Here is a 17,174-nt window from a genome sequence, read left to right on the forward strand (position 1 = left end):
GGTTTTTCACTCTATTATATAGTGTTGTAAACATGCTTTTTCCTCAAAACCTACTTTCTTGTACAATTTCATCGCACGATCATTATTCGTATTCAAACATAGTACTATCTCTCTCATCCCTTGGAAGGAGAAAATATACTGAATTGCCCCTTGTAATATCCGCTCTCCGACACCTTTTCTTCTACTATTTTCAGCGGTTGCAATAAATTCAATATTCGCTTCATGAAACTCCGGATTTACTTCAACATATACATAACCTTCTAACTTACCATTCTTCATACTTACAAATAATTTATTCGTATCACTTAAACGTTCAATGATTTCATTTCCTTCATAATATGTATTAGGAAAAATATTATTATGTAAAACAATAAACTGCTCAAATACTTGTTGAGATGCTTCCTCTACTTGATTTATTGTACATTGCTCCACATTAGTTTTCTTTAAAATTAAAACGCTATGTTTCTCTTGTTTTTTAGCTTGTAAATATTTCATAAAGTCGATGCCATTACTATTTTTCACGTGATAAAATCCATGAAACTTTTGAATATGAAGTGGAATTTTCTCGATAAGTTTCTTCCACATACTTAAAGCAATCTCTCCCCAATTCGAAGCTATAATAAAAGGCCCCCAAATCTCCGCACTTTCGCTTACCTTATCTATATCAAATCCTAATACACCTACAATTTCATTATTATCATTATAAGAAACGACAAAAGACTTCTCCCACCCTATATCAGAAAAACCATGAAGAATAGCGTCCAATATTTCTTCATGATTTTCCCCGCAATAACCAACATGCTGCGTAATATCTTTATTCATCATCGAAATAAATTCTGTAGCTTCTTCGATCTTTGAAATAGAATTAATATGCATAACTTCCCCTCCTTTTCTAATACCCTTAGACAATCACTAGTAATATCCTTCTCTAGTAAAAAAAGACATCATCATATGCATGTTTCTAATAAAACCGCCATGATAATGTCTTCTCAAAAAAGCAAAAATTAATTATATATAATAATAAGATTAAACGTTATTTATTTCTTAAATAATCTCTTTCTAAATACGAACATACTTAGTGCGGAAAGAACAAGTGTTATGCCAGAAAGTAAAGTCGAAGTGCTAGCTTCACCGCCTGTTGATGGTAAAAATTTCTTGCCTTCCTCTGGCTTATTAGTATGTTGTTTATTTAAAGTGTCTGCTTTTCTTCCCTCGTTTTCAACAACTTGATTATTCCCTTTTGGCTCTTGATCCAATCCTGTTGCTGATTCTTTTACTGCTTTCTTTGGTTCTTTCGCTTCTTCAACTTCTTTTGTTGGCTCTTTTTCTTCTTCTTTTGTACCTTCAACTTCTTTTACCGGCTCTTTCACTTCTTCTTTTGTTTCTTCAACTTCTTTTACCGGCTCTTTTTCTTCTTCTTTTGTTTCTTCAACTTCTTTTACTGGTTCTTTCACTTCTTCTTTTTCAATTATATTTTGAATTACCGTTCCGTTAAGCCTTATGCTAATTTCATCAGAATCTAAATCAAATTTATACACCTTTTCACCTGGGGTATTCCATTTTATTACTCCGTTATTAAACGTCCCTCCCTCACTTGCCAATTGAATATTTTCAATACTTTCTCCTTCTAAATCATATACAGGAACTTGAATTTCTTCGTTTATTTTTGCATTATTTAAAATGATATTTTGTCTTCCAACATCAATTGTAAACCACTGACCTAATTGTATTAACGGCCTTACATCACGAATCTCATTCCCAGCTAAATTTAAGCTAAATAAGTTTAGCATGGAACCAATAACCGTTACATCTTTAATATGATTGTCCGCAAGATTTAACCACTGTAAATTTTCCAATGAAGATAGTGGTGTTATATCTTCAATTTGATTATGAGATACATTCACATTATTCAATTGTTTCAAGTTTGAGATGAACTCAATATTTTTCAGGCCTACTCCTTCTAAAGTGAGTTTTTCTAAGTTCGTCATGTACTCTAAACCTGTTATATTTTTTATCTCATTTCCATTTTCTTTAAGTATCTCTAATTTTTTAATCTGTAATAAATCTTCTTTTGTAATAGGAGCGTTTAAATTCTCTCTACCTAAATTCTCTTTATTAATATGTTGTTGTAAAGTTTTATCGAGAATTACATTTTCCTTTTGTTCATTATCCTCTTTTATTGTTTCCTTGATTTCGTCTAATCTTTCAACAACATTTTGAATTACTGTTCCATTAAACTTAATACGATTCTCTTCTGGCTTTATATCCAACGTAAATTCATATGTTTTTTCACCAGTAGTCCCCCATTTAACAGAACCATTATTAACTATCCCATCTTCACTCTTCAATTGAATAGTATCAAGTGGCTCTCCTTGTAAATTATAGATAGGTATTTTAACTTCCTTATCTCTTTCTACATTATCTAAAAAGATTTTTTGTCTTTGAATATCGATATATATTCTTTTTCCTAGCTCTTGAACAGGTCTAACATCACGAATTTCATTTGAACCTAGCTTTAAATCATATAAGTCTGTTAAGTGACTAAGTGGCGTTATATCTGAAATATAGTTTTCTTCTAAATTAAGTGATTGTACAGTAGATAATCTTGATAAAGGTTCGATGTTTTCTAATTCATTTTTAGCAAGATCTAACTCTACTAATTTTTTCATTGATGTAATATGTTCAATATTCGTAAGTCCATTGTTACTTAAAGATAAGTTTTTTACATTTTTCAATTGCTCAATTCCAGCAAGGTTATCATTACTAATTTGATTATTTGCCACAGTCAAAGTCCTTAAAGATTTCACTGTAAATAATGGTTTAATATCTTTTATATAATTACTATTTAAATCTAGCATTTTAATCTTCTTCATTTGGCTTAATGGGCTTAAATCTGAGATTTTATTGTTTCTCAAAGTTAAAAACTCAATATGCTCTAACTCAGCCAAAGGTCCAATATCTTCAAGTTCACCATAGGTTATACTTAATGATTTTAATTGTCTCAATCCCGAGATAAATTTTATATTTTTTAACTTAACTTCTTCCAAAGTTAAGTTTTCTAAGTTCGTCATATATTCTAGACCGCTTACGTCTTGTATTCCTTTATTTTTAGCTTCAACGACTATTAAAGATTTAACTTTTAATAAATCTTCCTTAGTTATTGGGGTATCTAGATTTTCTCTATTCAAATTATATTTATTAATATGCCTTTGTAGTTGCTTATCTACTATTACATTTCCAATTCCATCTTGTTGATCCACTTTATCCTCTTTATTTTCCTTTTGTTTTTCTGGAACATTGTTCTCTAAATTCAATGTATTTACTTCAAACTGTACTTGATACTTATTGTCATAGGCCATCGTTGGAATATAAATATGCATTTGCATATTGTATCTTTTTCCTAATTCTCCAACTTCAAATTGAATAACCTTCGTCCCATTTTTCTTTTTGTCTTCTGATATGACCTTTACATCATGAAACACACCTGGAGTGTGAATATCCTCTGTCTTCAAGTATTGAAAGAAATCACTATCACTTAACGTTGCTGTTACAATTTTCTTTCCATTCTCAATTGTTAATTTCGGATCCTTTATATAAACAGCTGCCATAGACTCTTCATTCGTTTTATCTTTATACGCTTTAATAACAGCGTCATATGTACCATCTTCTAAACCTTGTCCCGTTTTATTCGCCTCAATTGCTACTGCCGCTAAAGCAGGTGTTGAATAAACAGCAAACGGAAGTGATAACGCCGCCGCTATAATCATTGCATTTATACGTTTTCTTTTATTTTGTTTCAATTTTACATCTCCTCCGAAATATATAATTCGAAATGTAATCATTTCTCGAATAAATGATAATGATTTTCATTATCATTGTCAACTAGAAAAATAAAAAGTTTACAAAAAAAGAACCTCTTTAAAAGAGGTTATGCCATTTTCTCACCTGATTCTTCTCTAAAAAAGCTTTTCATCGCATGAAATACGTCTGCTTTTTGCTTTAAAATATAGTATCTAAAGTTTTCATCTTTAATATTTTTATAGGCTGACATGAGTGTACTATGGCGGTTATACTGGTTCACTTCCCCATACCCAAACATATTACACTTCTTCATTAGCTCTTCAACAAGTTTTACACATCTAGCATTATCTGATGTTAAATTATCACCATCTGAAAAATGGAATGGATAAATATTATAGCGGTCTGGTGAATATTTATTATCGATAAGTTCGAGTGCTTTTTTGTATACAGAAGAACAAATCGTTCCGCCACTTTCTCCTTTTGAGAAAAACTCTTCCTCTGGAACTACTTTTGCCTCCGTATGATGGGCAATAAATTCAATATCTACTGTTTCATACTTTGTGCGTAAAAATCTTGTCATCCAGAAAAAGAAGCTACGTGCCATATATTTCTCCCATATTCCCATCGATCCACTCGTATCCATCATCGCTAATACAACAGCTTTTGAATCTGGCTTTAATACTTCATTCCAAGTGCGGAACTTTAAGTCTTCTTGGTGAATCGGATGAAAAGATGCTTTACCACTCATTGCATTTCGTTTATATGCGGATATCATTGTTCTTTTCTTATCGATATTTCCCCATAATCCTGTTTTTCTAATGTCATTAAATTCAACATGTTCAATCCGGTTTTCATCCATTTCTTTTCTCTTTAAATTAGGCAATTCTAACTCTCTGAAAAACGCTTGCTCTAATTCTAAAATAGAGACTTCAGCTTCATAGTAATCTTCCCCAGCTGCATCTCCTGCTCCTTGCCCTTTTCCTGGCCCTTTTTGTTTTTGACCACCTGATCCATCTCTCGCAACGACATCACCAACTTTGCTGTCACCGTTTCCTTGCCCAACATGTTTATTTTTATCATAATTGTATCTAATCTTATATTCATCTAGAGAACGAATTGGTATTTTTACAACATCCTTGCCATTAGACATAACTATACTTTCTTCTGTTACAAGATCGGGTAAATTATTCTTAATTGCCTCTTGTACTTTTTCTTGATGGCGCTGTTGGTCGTCATATCCTTTGCGATGGAGGGACCAGTTTTCCTGTGAAATCGTATAATTTGGTTGATTTTCTTCGCCCATTCCTTTCCCTCCTTACTGTAATTGTCTTCCTGTATGAACAGCAATCTATAAATTTTGTTCTGTAATGTGCAAGCTAGAATGTTTGAAAGGTAACTGCCCACAGAAAATCATCCCATAAACATTTATAACGCTTTTCATACAATACCCCGAGCATCCTAAACAAAATTTTGCCACTCACATAATAGAAAGAAATATTCAGCCACTGATAAGAAAGAAACACAATGCATTGTTGCACATATTTTTACTTTGCAACATATTGTATTGTGTTGGCTTTTTTCGTATGAATGGTTGGTTACTCTATCATATGCATATTGTAAAAATAATTGACAATAAATTCATAAAATTGCATCTTAATTTATTACATTTGGACAAGGTATGACACTTTATACACATATGAACGGATAATAAAACGCTGTCCCGCAAAATACAAGAGACAGCGTTTTGTTATCAAACTATCTGTTTAACAAGCTACCTACATAGCGTAGTAATTCATTTGCTGAAGAAGAATTATAGCCATGCTCATCAATTAAACGCGCAACAACATCATTGATTTTCTTAAGCTGATTTTCGTCCGGCGTTTTCGTTGACGTTGTAATTTTCACTATATCTTTTAAATCAGCAAATAGTTTTTTCTGAATCGCTTCACGAAGACGTTCATGTGAATTATAATCAAAGCGTTTTCCTTTACGGGCATAAGCAGAAATGCGAATTAAAATCTCTTCACGGAACGCTTTCTTAGCATTTTCTGAAATTCCAATTTGCTCTTCAATTGAGCGCATTAATTTTTCATCTGGACTCATTTCTTCTCCTGTTAACGGATCACGTAATTTCGATTTATTGCAGTACGCCTCGACGTTATCTAAGTAATTATCCATAAGCGTCTTAGCTGATTCTTCATATGAATAAACAAACGCTTTTTGTACTTCTTTCTTCGCGATTTCATCGTATTCTTTTCTCGCTAATGAGATGAAGTTCATGTAACGTTCACGGTCTTCATTACTAATGGATGGATGCTGATCTAGCCCATCTTTTAAAGATCTAAGTACATCTAACGCGTTAATAGATGGTACCTCTTTTCGAATGATTGTAGACGAAATTCGGTTAATGACATAACGAGGATCAATACCCTTCATACCTTCATCTTGATATTCGCGTTGTAATTCTTCTACATCAATCGCATTATAACCTTCTACCGTTTCTCCATCATACAAACGCATCTTTTTAATTAAATCAATATCCGGACGCTTCGGATCTTTTAAACGAGTTAAAATGGTGAACATTGCTGCAACGCGAAGTGTGTGTGGTGCAATGTGAACATTCGATACATCACTTTCACGAATCATTTTTTCATAAATATGTTCTTCTTCACTTACTCGTAAATTATAAGGAACTGGCATTACAATAATTCTTGAGTGCAATGCTTCATTTTTCTTATTTGCTATAAATGAGCGATACTCTGTTTCATTCGTATGCGCTACAATTAATTCATCTGCTGAAATAAGCGCAAATCTTCCCGCTTTGAAATTCCCTTCTTGCGTAAGCGATAATAAGTGCCATAAAAACTTCTCATCGCATTTTAACATCTCTTGGAACTCCATCATTCCTCGGTTTGCCTTATTTAATTCTCCATCAAATCGATACGCACGCGGATCTGATTCTGAACCATATTCTGCAATCGTAGAAAAGTCCAGACTACCTGTTAAATCTGCAATATCTTGTGATTTTGGATCAGACGGGCTAAATGTACCAATCCCTGTACGACGATCTTCAGAGAAGAAAATACGCTCTACAACTACATCCTCAATTCTCGATCCGTATTCTTGCTCTAAACGCATGACATTTAGTGGTGATAAATTCCCTTCAATTCTAACCCCATACTCATCAAAGAAATCATCTCGTAAATGATGTGGAATTAAATGCAGTGGATCCTCGTGCATTGGGCATCCTTTAATTGCAAAAATTGCTCCGCGATCTGTTCTTGAATATGTTTCTAATCCTCGTTTCAACATTGTAACTAACGTTGATTTCCCTCCACTAACAGGACCCATTAATAATAAAATTCTTTTTCTAACATCTAATCGTTTTGCAGATGGATGAAAATATTCCTCTACAAGACGTTCTAGAGCATCCTCTAATCCAAAGAGCTGATTACTAAAGAAGTTATACTTTCTTCTACCATCGACTTCTTCAATTCCAGCATCTTTTATCATATTGTAAATGCGAGAGTGTGCTGTTTGAGCCACCCATGGTCTTTCTTTCACAAGCTCCAAATACTCCGCAAACGTACCTTCCCATTGTAAACGCTCTTCTGCTGCTCGATGCTGTTCAATCTTTTTTAGAATATCCATTATAGCTCCTCCCCCATCTCCTTGTTCAATCGGATTATTATAAAAGGTATGCTAGGATGTCCTTAAACATTCTTTAAATCAAAACGAAATATATAATAGCACACTAAAATTCTCTCCAAAATTCAAAGAAAATTCTGTATAATATAGGTATTAACGTTTTTACACTGCTATTCATTATAAATAAATTCTTTTCTTCTAAGAACCTTACATACATTTTGGATAATAAATAAAACTCATGAACCGAAAAAAGTAAGGAGGATATTAGTATGAAATTATTATTAATTTTAGGTGTATCACTCACATTTCTTACAGCTATTTTTACATCCGGTTACAATGACAAACCAGGTACACATAAAAAATGATGTGCTTTTAGCACATCATTTTTTATTTATAATACATATTTTCCATATCATATTTGGATAGTGGTCGGCTATAATAATAACCTTGTACAAGCTTCACATTCTTTTCTTTCAAAAACTGTATTTGCTCCTTTTTTTCTACTCCTTCTGCAATTACATTCAATTCTAAAGTATGAGCTAAATGAATAATTGCAGCTGTAATATTCGTATCACGTTCATCTATATGTATACCTTCCATAAAAGAACGATCAATTTTTAAAGTATCAATTGGATATGTTTTTAAATAACTTAAAGATGAATAGCCTGTTCCAAAATCATCTAAATGAATCTTTAAATTTTGCTCTTTTAATTGTAGTAACACTCTCTTCGATATATCTTTATGTATAAGAGCTCCTTCTGTAACCTCTATCGCTAATAAATGAGTTGGTACATTGTACTTATTTAAAGCCCGTGTAATCATCTCTATTAATGTAATAGAACGAAAGTGTCTAGCTGAAATATTAACTGCAATTGGGACCACATCATACCCTTTATTTAACCATTCGCGCAATTGCTGACACACTTGATTTACTACCCATTCATCCAGCTTAATAATAAATCCTGTTCTTTCTGCCAACGGGATAAATTGGTTTGGAGAAACAAATCCTAATTCCTTATTCTCCCACCTTATTAAAGCTTCCATACTAGCTATTTTTTTCGTTTCAATATTAATTTGTGGCTGATAATATAAGAAAAATTCATTTTTTTCTATAGCACGATGTAACTGGTTTTCTATTATAAACCTTTGTTCACGCTCACAGTCTAATCCACTACAATAAAAATGATAATGTCCTTTTCCTTTTTCTTTTGCTTTTTCTAAAGCAGCATCGACTCTCTGAAATAGTATTTTTTCATCTTCTCCATCTGTTGGAGCCATTACAATTCCAATTGACGCGCTTAAATATACATCTTCTTCTTCGATTACAAAATATTCACTAATGTTTTTTAATATGCTTTTTGCAACTTCCTCTACATATTCTTTCGTTATATTTTCTATCAACATAACAAATTGATCATCGTGTTCTCTAAATAAGTGCATATCTTCTATTTTTAGATTACTTAAACATTCTGTAACTTTTTGTAATACTTTATCTCCCTCTTTATGACCAAATGTATCATTAATACGATGAAACTCATCTAAATCTATAAATACAAGTGCAAAATTTACACTCTCATTTAAAAAAGTATTTAACTTATTTGTACATGAAATTCTATTCATTAATCCCGTCAACTGGTCATAGTAAGCTAAATATTCTGTTCGCATTTCGTTTAATACTTGCCTTGTAACATCTCTCGTAACAATATAAATCCCAACAATTTCACCGTTCACAATAATCGGGATAGTTCTCAAAGAAATATATAGCTCGTACCCTTCTTTATGAACATATTTCTTTGAAACAATTTGTTTTGCTTTTCCTTGCATCGATCCCTTAAATATAATTTGAAAATCTTTTTCATATTCTTTATTAATGAATTCAAAAATAAATTTATTATTTAATTCCTCATACCGGTATCCAAATATTTCATACGTTGCCGGATTTGCATATGTAACTCTCCCTATAGAATCTATAGATATAATTGAGTCATTATTATATTCCAGTAACGACTTAAATAACATTTGTTTTTCCTCTATCTCTGTCTTCTCCTCAATTTGAGCTGTAATATCTCTTGTAATACAAATAACAAATTGACATATTCCTTCTTCGTCGCAGACAGGATTAAGTGAAGATTCATAGTGTATCTCACCTTTTGGTAAATTGACTACATCACAAAAGGTGTGTGCTTTCGCTTCTCTCACTACTTTTGCATATTGCCTTTGCAATATCCCCGCTATATCTTTTGGTAATACTTCTGCAAAGGTTTTTCCATAGCACTCTTCGCTTAACCTAGCATAATCCATTCCTATTTTATTCACATACATATATTGAAACGTTTCATTATCAATAACTTTCAATATGAATACTAAATCTTGAATAGCATGTAATAATCCTTGTCTAATTAAATCCATATCTATCATACTTAAAAAGGTATTTTGATTACTATATTCTTCCTTCATATTTATCTCAACCCGTCTTATCTATTTTTAATCATATATCCCATTCTATATGATTATGTCCTCTCTTTTAAATGTATGATTATATATTATTTTTATTTTATAAAAAAAAGTCGCCATATGGCGACTTTTAATAAACGATTTCTAAATCTAATCCAGGGTAATTTTGTTGACGGAACGCTTCATAAATTAAAATTGCTGCTGTATTAGATAAATTTAATGAACGTACTTTATCTGTCATTGGAATACGTAAACAATGATCAAAGTTTTCTTCGATTACATTAGCTGGTAAGCCGTTTGTTTCTCTTCCAAATACAAAATAGTAATCCTTCTCGCGCTTGCTATAGTCAAACGCTGTATGAGCTTTCTCGCCATACTTTGTTAAATAGAAGAATTCACCGTCTTTATTTTTTTCATAAAATTCTTCAATTGAATCATAGTACGTAATTTTTACGTGCTGCCAATAATCTAATCCTGCACGCTTTAACATTTTATCATCCGTTGAAAATCCAAGCGGTCTAATCAAATGTAATTCTGTTCCAGTTGCTGCACAAGTACGAGCAATATTCCCTGTATTTGCTGGAATTTCTGGCTGATATAAAACAACATGTACTCCCACGCGATATTCACCTCTGTTTTTTGTCTACTACGTATTATACCACTTGAGCGAAAAATCTCTACCCATTAATAATATGAAAGAATTTATATTTCATTTGTGGTGTATATTTACTAGAGTCTTCATAGTTCCAATAACGTCGACGGCTATTCGCTGAATGTGCATTTACAAGCGGCATACCATCTGCATCTTTTGCTACTACAATCGTCGTATGATTCCATCTTCCGTCATCCTCGAAATCATAAGCAATGACATCTCCAAGAATAAGTTCTTCTGGCCTCTCTACCGCCTCTGCTCGAAGTCCTGTTGTAGCACCTGACAAATACCAATAAAAAGAATGTGCAACAGCCCAGCTCCAGCTCCACTGATTCTCCCTTTGCCACCATCCTTTACGAATATTAGGATATCCGCTCATAGGTACTTCTCCAGTATGAAGACATTGAGAAATAAAATTCGTACAATTATCAGGGAAATTACGATACATAGGATTTCGGTCATCCCACCAACGCTCTGCATATTTCACTGCCTCTAAACGATTATACTGATAAGAACCGTACTTCTCTTTCGTAATTTCCCTTTCTAATGTCTCACCCATTCTAATTTCTTCTGACACTTCAATAGCATAATCGCCTATAATCCGACTATTATTTAAACAAACTCTTCGTTTTAATTGTTCCTCTTCAATATAAAATAATTCTTTATGCTTAATTAAATATTTAAAATGTATTTGATAATCAATTTCTTGATGGTCATTACTATTTAATTGTCTAATGAAAGAAACATCCGCAGTTGCTTTCACTATATGTGCACTACGTCTTTGAAACAATTGTTTCTTTCTCAGTGCCATTTGTAGTAAATCCTCAGCAATACCATCCACATTCGTTCTTTTCTCCGTTATATATGCTAAAAATTGTTGTACTTGGTTTTCAATCTTCGTTTTTACAACCATTCTGTCTCCCTCCCATATTACAATATGAAAAAGGGAAATATTATCTACTCTTTTTTCTGTGCTAACAATTCAAGCCCGCGATTCATTTCATGAAGCACTTCTTCATCTTTCTCACGTTCCATCGCTTTCTCAATCGCTTCGCCTACTCCATCTCCGCCAATTTTCCCAAGTGCCCATGCTGCCGTTCCGCGTAGTACTGGTCTTGGGTCATCTTTCATAACACCAATTAAATCAGGAATTGCCGATGTTTCTTTAAAATGTGCTAATGCTAAAATCGCATTTCTTTGCAGTGGCTTTTTCCCTCTCCATGACCCTGACATAATCCCATATTTCTCTTTAAAATCACGATTACTAATTGTTAAAAGTGGCGTTAATAATGGTTTAACTAGCTCAGGATCCGGCTCCATCTCAGGATGATTATGAAAATCCATTCCTTTGTTTTTCGGGCAAACAGTCTGACACGTATCACATCCATATATACGATTTCCTATTTTATCGCGATATTCTTCAGGTAGGAATCCTTTCGTCTGTGTTAAAAACGCAATGCACTTCTTCGAATCTAACTGTCCCCCCTGTATTAAAGCACCGGTAGGACAAATATCAATACATTTCGTACAGCCCCCGCATTGATCTTCTATCGGCTTATCTGGCGGGAATGGAACATTTGTAATCATTTCCCCTAAGTATACGTACGAACCAAATTCAGGTGTAATAATAGAGCAGTTTTTACCGCTCCATCCAATGCCTGCACGCTCTGATACAGCTCGATCACTTAATTCACCTGTATCAACCATGGATTTCACTTCTATATCCGGAAGTTTTTCAATTAAATATGCTTCTAATTTTTGCAAACGATCTCGTAAAACAAGATGATAATCTTGTCCCCAAGAAGCACGACAAAAAATCCCACGGCGTTCTCCACGCTTACTTAATGGTGCATTTTTTAATTTTGAAGGATATGCTAAAGCAATCGCAATAATTGATTTAGCACCCGGTAATAACAGTTGCGGATTCGTTCTCTTCTCTATATCAGGCTCTTCAAATCCAGATTGATAATTTAATTGTTGTTGCTGGATTAAGCGCTGCTTTAATTCCTCAAAAGGAGAAGCACTCGCAAAGCCTATTTTATCTATGCCAATTGTTTTACTATACGCAATTACATCTTGCTTTAATTGTTCAAAATCCACTCTTAATCGCCTCCTCAGATGAATCCATCCCTTATGTAACGACTCTATTGGTTAGTAATTCACTTTTGGAATACTATTATTTACTTCTATTTTCGCATGTAATTAGGTTTTTCAAACATTAAAAAACGCAATGCCTCGTTTATCTCGGAAACGAAACACTGCGTTGATCACAATTTATAGAAAAACATTTAATAAAATTTGGAGCGGGTGAAGAGAATCGAACTCTCGACCAGAGCTTGGAAGGCTCTTGTTTTACCACTAAACTACACCCGCAAATATGAATTACATATAAGATATTAGAATAACTTATGTAAAGTAGTATAGCATGTAAAAAAAGTAGAGGCAAGAATTTTATCGAAAAAAGTCGAAAAAGTGATGAGAGACCTCATCACTTTTTCAATTCTTTATCAATTGCCTTCTTCATACTATCGAAATCAGGGTTTGCAAGATTTCCGTTTACATATACAGAAGGAGCACCTTGAACTTTTAATTTTTGAGCACGATCTGAATCTTTACGTACTTTTTCTTTAATGTCTTTACTGTGTAAATCTTTCTTAAATTGCTCTACATCAACTTTTGGAAGTTTCTCTTTCACAATGCTAAGAAGCAAATCTTCTGTAATCCATTCTTCCGTATCTTTCTTTTGATTTTGATAAATCTCATCATAGAAGATCCAGAATGAATCTTTATCTTGTTTATAAATTGCTTCACCAGCTGCTGCACCTAAATCCGAGTCTTTTCCGATAAATGGGAAGTTAATAAAATATAACTGCACTTTGCCTTTATCAATATACTCTTCTTTTAATCGAGGTAATACTGTTACATCCCAAGTACGACAAGCAGGACATTTAAAGTCTCCAAATTCAACTACCTTAACTGGAGCATCATCTTTCCCTAAAGATTGTTGCGTAGAATAAGCAAACATCTCATTCCCTTTATCTTTTTTGTCATTTATGATGCTATACGCAATTGTTCCAATTACAATCAATACTGCGATAGAAAAAACTATACCAAGAGCCATGAGTTTATTTGATTTCATATACATTCCTCTTTAAATTCATATTCTGTATACAGCATTGTACACAATACACATAATATCAACACTTATATACGTCACGCAATGAACACGCTCACATAAATTACAAAAACACAATAATTGTGACGATATTGTGTCACAATTTGTCACAATTTATTCAAAAAAAGAAGCTCCTCTGTAGGAACTTCTCTTAACTTACTGCTTTTTTACGCGCGCTATTTAACATCGACTGCTCTATTTTTATATCATGACGAATTACTAATTTCTCACTAACTGCTTGAACATACTCATCATGGCTTATATAGCCTTCTTTCTCCATTAGTCTCAAAACGACATTTCGTCTCTCTACTGCTTTATCATAGTTTTGGGCAGGTGAGTAATAAGCAGGTGCTTTTACTACAGCAGCCATCATTGCACTTTCAGCCAACGTTAATTGGTTCACCTTTTTACCGAAGTAAAGGTTTGCTGCTTTTTCAATTCCCCACGCTCCTTCTCCATAATAAATATTACTTACATATAATTTTAAAATTTCATCCTTCGTAAATGTGCGTTCAATTTTTTTCGTATAAAAAATCTCTTTCCACTTACGAGAAAATGTACGTTCATTTGTTAAAAAAGCATTTTTAGATAGCTGTTGTGTAATCGTGCTTCCTCCTTGCACGACACCACCAGCCTTTATATTCTCAACTGAGGCTCTAATAATTGCTATATAATCTAAACCGTTATGATGATAAAATCTTTTATCTTCTGTCGCAATAAATGCATGTGTTAATGATTCTGGCACCTCTAACTTAGCCGGTACATGTAATTTACTAATATCACTTTTCTCAATCATTACATTTCCAATGAATAATAACGTACAACTTAACAATAATAATAATATAATGGCTTTATAAAAAAGTTTAGTCATTGGATTTAATGCAACTTTTTGATGATAGTTCACCCTAGATAATACTCGTTCTTTCATCTTGAACACCTCTTTTCCACACAGCATATAACTCTTACTTTAAGAATACATTGTTGTAAAAAAATATCCCATCGATTTCTCTTACACGTACCTTACATCATTGTAAGGTATAAAGTGAAACTTTAATGAGCCCTCATCAATCAGGCTTACTACCCAGCAAATAGTGGGATAAAAAAGTATTGTATCACAGTATTTTTTTATCTACTATTCATCTGAAATATTGAATATAGGTTATGTTAAAGCACGAATAACCAATAAAAGAGAAACCCTTAAGACTATTATATTTTCACTTTACACTTTAATTATATCATCTACAAATATATATACTTTTGACTATCTAGTAATCTAAATGTATATAACATATAGATTTATTATACAGAACAAACGTTCTATAAATCAATACTAGTGCTATTATTATTTTGACCTTTTTCTTAAACAGTATACAAAAAAGAGTAGTGATTCGAATGTATCTCAAATCGGCTACTCTTTTCTTTACAATCTTCCTATTAAATTATACGGCTGTACTTCCCACGTTTCATACGGAATAAAATGTGTTGCTCTCATTGCATCAAGCGTTCTGGATTTCATATGAGGACGCGTTATATACTCATCTATGTTCTCTTCATTTAAATCAACAAATTTAGCCTCTTGTATCTCTTCAGGTTGAGTTTTTATTTCACCACTTATATATGCTACTTTAAAAACAACAGCTAGAATATGCATAGAGGTATTATAATAAACCCCTGTAATTCCGATAGGCTTCACCGTTAATCCTGTTTCCTCTTTTATTTCCCTACAGACAGCTTGATCGAGCGCTTCGCCTTCTTCTACCTGTCCTCCTGGCAACTCCCACGTATCAGCTCGCCAGTGCACTTTTGTTAATAACACTTCATTTTTTTCATTTGTTAAATAACCTGCTACAGCAACTATATGCTTTGGTGTCTTATGTTCCATATTAAGCCTCCTAGAGATAATGAATATTTTATATATCCCTATAATCATATTCACTACCTACAACAAAATACCTTTAATACTTCATCACCTTAATTAACTTCATAAAAAAAGACCCTATCCGCTAAGCGAAAAGGGTCATCTATCGTATTACTCTCCTAAGTCTACGTTGTGATAAACTTGTTGAACATCTTCCAAATCTTCTAATGCATCAACCATTTTCTCAAATTGTGCTTGAGCATCTTCAGGAAGTGTTACATCACTTTGTGCAAGCATTGTTAATTCTGCAACTGTAAACTCCTCAACGCCAGCACCTTTAAGTGCAGATTGTACTGCATGGAATTGATCTGGTTCAGCATACACGATAACAGAATCTTCTTCTTCTAGAATGTCACGTGCATCTACATCTGCTTCCATTAAAATTTCAAGAACTTCATCTGATGTTTTACCTTCAAGGCCGATAACAGCTGTCGCATCAAACATGTAAGCTACAGAACCGTTCACACCCATATTACCACTGTTTTTGCTAAATGCAGCTCGTACATCTGCTGCAGTACGGTTTACGTTATTTGTAAGTGTATCTACAATAACCATAGCTCCATTTGGTCCGAATCCTTCATAACGAAGCTCGTCATAATTTTCTTCTGAACCGCCTTTTGCTTTTTCAACCGCACGATCAATAATTGTTCTTGGAACATTGTATGTTTTCGCACGCTCTAATACAACTCTTAGCGCTTGGTTTGATTCTGGATCTGGCTCGCCTTGTTTTGCTGCCACATAAATTTCACGCCCAAATTTCGCGTATATACGGCTTGTATTTGCATCTTTTGATGCTTTTTTGTCTTTAATATTGTTCCATTTACGGCCCATACTTTCCACTCTCTTTCCCGTTTTAAATCTACATAAAAATATTAATATGAAATATAATGTGTGTTCAACACATTTTTAAAAGAAATATAAAAAGTTCATTTTTGATTCATATTATAGACATAATATAAATCACTATCATTTTGTTCTTTCGACAAGTTATATTATACATGAATTCCTACGTTTATTACGAATTTTAGAAGCACCTAGTATAATTTAACAAAAAGAAGTTTTTAGAGATTACAAACTTAACCGTTGATAATGTACTAATATCTACTGGTGGTATCGGATTTAACTTCATGTCACCGGGGTGGAGAAATTCTCTCTAGAGTACTCGAAAGAAATATTGTATATACAATATTTTTTCTGCTTATTTTGTCATGTAATGAAAAGAAAACAAAAAAAGCTCTATACTAATTGTATAGAGCTTTTTTACGCCGTTCATGATACCGATGGTCGGGGTCGAACCGACACTCCCGAAGGAACACGATTTTGAGTCGTGCGCGTCTGCCAATTCCGCCACATCGGCACAAAAGAAAAGGCGGCAACCGGATTTGAACCGGTGATAAAGGTTTTGCAGACCTCTGCCTTACCACTTGGCTATGCCGCCATATAAAATTTTATTGGAGCGGAAGACGGGATTCGAACCCGCGACCCCAACCTTGGCAAGGTTGTATTCTACCACTGAACTACTTCCG

At 33.4% G+C, this 17,174-nt stretch carries 12 protein-coding genes, 3 tRNA genes and 1 pseudogene; 1 reads left to right on the forward strand and 15 read right to left on the reverse strand.

Annotated elements, in window-relative coordinates:
• Window positions 1-6: 6 nt before the first annotated feature.
• The 13 genes from QO049_RS23695 to QO049_RS23755 all read right to left on the reverse strand — a co-directional run bounded on the left by QO049_RS23695 (window position 7) and on the right by QO049_RS23755 (window position 16,479).
• Window positions 7-876 carry a GNAT family N-acetyltransferase gene (locus QO049_RS23695; protein ID WP_000547924.1) on the reverse strand — a complete coding sequence of 290 codons (870 nt, stop codon included), beginning with the start codon at window positions 874-876 and terminating at the stop codon, window positions 7-9.
• A gap of 161 nt (window positions 877-1,037) precedes the next feature.
• A complete protein-coding gene (locus QO049_RS23700; protein WP_284489543.1) occupies window positions 1,038-3,800 on the reverse strand; it encodes an NEAT domain-containing protein in 2,763 nt (920 codons plus the stop codon).
• 128 nt (window positions 3,801-3,928) lie between these two features.
• Window positions 3,929-5,104, reverse strand: coding sequence for a sporulation protein YhbH (gene yhbH / locus QO049_RS23705; protein WP_000503518.1), 1,176 nt, complete (start codon window positions 5,102-5,104; stop codon window positions 3,929-3,931).
• Between the two features lie 452 nt (window positions 5,105-5,556).
• Window positions 5,557-7,452 carry a PrkA family serine protein kinase gene (locus QO049_RS23710; protein WP_000353273.1) on the reverse strand — a complete coding sequence of 632 codons (1,896 nt, stop codon included), beginning with the start codon at window positions 7,450-7,452 and terminating at the stop codon, window positions 5,557-5,559.
• Between the two features lie 384 nt (window positions 7,453-7,836).
• Complete coding sequence (locus QO049_RS23715) at window positions 7,837-9,906, reverse strand: sensor domain-containing protein (RefSeq protein ID WP_000657169.1); 2,070 nt, start codon at window positions 9,904-9,906, stop codon at window positions 7,837-7,839.
• 127 nt (window positions 9,907-10,033) lie between these two features.
• Window positions 10,034-10,522, reverse strand: a complete 489-nt coding sequence (gene trmL / locus QO049_RS23720; RefSeq protein WP_000538147.1) for a tRNA (uridine(34)/cytosine(34)/5-carboxymethylaminomethyluridine(34)-2'-O)-methyltransferase TrmL — start codon at window positions 10,520-10,522, stop codon at window positions 10,034-10,036.
• A 58-nt stretch (window positions 10,523-10,580) separates the two neighbouring features.
• On the reverse strand, window positions 10,581-11,468 hold the full coding sequence (locus QO049_RS23725) for an amidase domain-containing protein (protein ID WP_000260592.1): 888 nt from the start codon (window positions 11,466-11,468) through the stop codon (window positions 10,581-10,583).
• 44 nt (window positions 11,469-11,512) lie between these two features.
• Window positions 11,513-12,655, reverse strand: a complete 1,143-nt coding sequence (gene queG, locus QO049_RS23730) for a tRNA epoxyqueuosine(34) reductase QueG (RefSeq protein ID WP_000345216.1) — start codon at window positions 12,653-12,655, stop codon at window positions 11,513-11,515.
• Window positions 12,656-12,854: 199 nt separating this feature from the next.
• Window positions 12,855-12,928 (reverse strand) — tRNA-Gly (locus QO049_RS23735).
• A gap of 115 nt (window positions 12,929-13,043) precedes the next feature.
• Window positions 13,044-13,694, reverse strand: a complete 651-nt coding sequence (locus tag QO049_RS23740) for a DsbA family protein (RefSeq protein WP_000841306.1) — start codon at window positions 13,692-13,694, stop codon at window positions 13,044-13,046.
• Window positions 13,695-13,881: 187 nt separating this feature from the next.
• Entirely contained in the window at window positions 13,882-14,658 is a 777-nt protein-coding gene (locus QO049_RS23745) for a transglycosylase domain-containing protein (protein ID WP_000664715.1), read from the reverse strand.
• 492 nt (window positions 14,659-15,150) lie between these two features.
• Window positions 15,151-15,612, reverse strand: a complete 462-nt coding sequence (locus tag QO049_RS23750) for an NUDIX hydrolase (RefSeq protein WP_000400456.1) — start codon at window positions 15,610-15,612, stop codon at window positions 15,151-15,153.
• A gap of 147 nt (window positions 15,613-15,759) precedes the next feature.
• Window positions 15,760-16,479 (reverse strand): YebC/PmpR family DNA-binding transcriptional regulator, encoded by a 720-nt coding sequence (locus QO049_RS23755; RefSeq protein WP_000532952.1) that lies wholly within the window; start codon window positions 16,477-16,479, stop codon window positions 15,760-15,762.
• Window positions 16,480-16,697: 218 nt separating this feature from the next.
• Here QO049_RS23755 and QO049_RS23760 point away from each other — a divergent pair.
• Window positions 16,698-16,805 (forward strand): annotated as a pseudogene (locus QO049_RS23760) (DUF3884 family protein); the annotation flags it as partial.
• Window positions 16,806-16,923: 118 nt separating this feature from the next.
• On the opposite strand, the gene QO049_RS23765 reads toward QO049_RS23760, so the two are convergent.
• Together QO049_RS23765 and QO049_RS23770 are read right to left on the reverse strand one after the other, a co-directional pair.
• Window positions 16,924-17,005, reverse strand: a tRNA-Leu gene (locus tag QO049_RS23765).
• 10 nt (window positions 17,006-17,015) lie between these two features.
• Window positions 17,016-17,086, reverse strand: a tRNA-Cys gene (locus tag QO049_RS23770).
• Window positions 17,087-17,174 lie beyond the last annotated feature (88 nt).

Origin of the sequence: Bacillus sp. RB3, assembly GCF_030164735.1 — a bacterium.
Lineage (GTDB): Bacteria > Bacillota > Bacilli > Bacillales > Bacillaceae_G > Bacillus_A > Bacillus_A cereus.

What these genes read in the sequence shown, in the direction of transcription:
- QO049_RS23695 (WP_000547924.1), bottom strand. Translation starts at nt 876, where the DNA reads ATGCATATTAATTCTATTTCAAAGATCGAAGAAGCTACAGAATTTATT.
- QO049_RS23740 (WP_000841306.1), bottom strand. Translation starts at nt 13,694, where the DNA reads ATGAAATCAAATAAACTCATGGCTCTTGGTATAGTTTTTTCTATCGCA.
- yhbH (WP_000503518.1), bottom strand. Translation starts at nt 5,104, where the DNA reads ATGGGCGAAGAAAATCAACCAAATTATACGATTTCACAGGAAAACTGG.
- QO049_RS23725 (WP_000260592.1), bottom strand. Translation starts at nt 11,468, where the DNA reads ATGGTTGTAAAAACGAAGATTGAAAACCAAGTACAACAATTTTTAGCA.
- QO049_RS23750 (WP_000400456.1), bottom strand. Translation starts at nt 15,612, where the DNA reads ATGGAACATAAGACACCAAAGCATATAGTTGCTGTAGCAGGTTATTTA.
- QO049_RS23710 (WP_000353273.1), bottom strand. Translation starts at nt 7,452, where the DNA reads ATGGATATTCTAAAAAAGATTGAACAGCATCGAGCAGCAGAAGAGCGT.
- QO049_RS23715 (WP_000657169.1), bottom strand. Translation starts at nt 9,906, where the DNA reads ATGAAGGAAGAATATAGTAATCAAAATACCTTTTTAAGTATGATAGAT.
- QO049_RS23745 (WP_000664715.1), bottom strand. Translation starts at nt 14,658, where the DNA reads ATGAAAGAACGAGTATTATCTAGGGTGAACTATCATCAAAAAGTTGCA.
- QO049_RS23755 (WP_000532952.1), bottom strand. Translation starts at nt 16,479, where the DNA reads ATGGGCCGTAAATGGAACAATATTAAAGACAAAAAAGCATCAAAAGAT.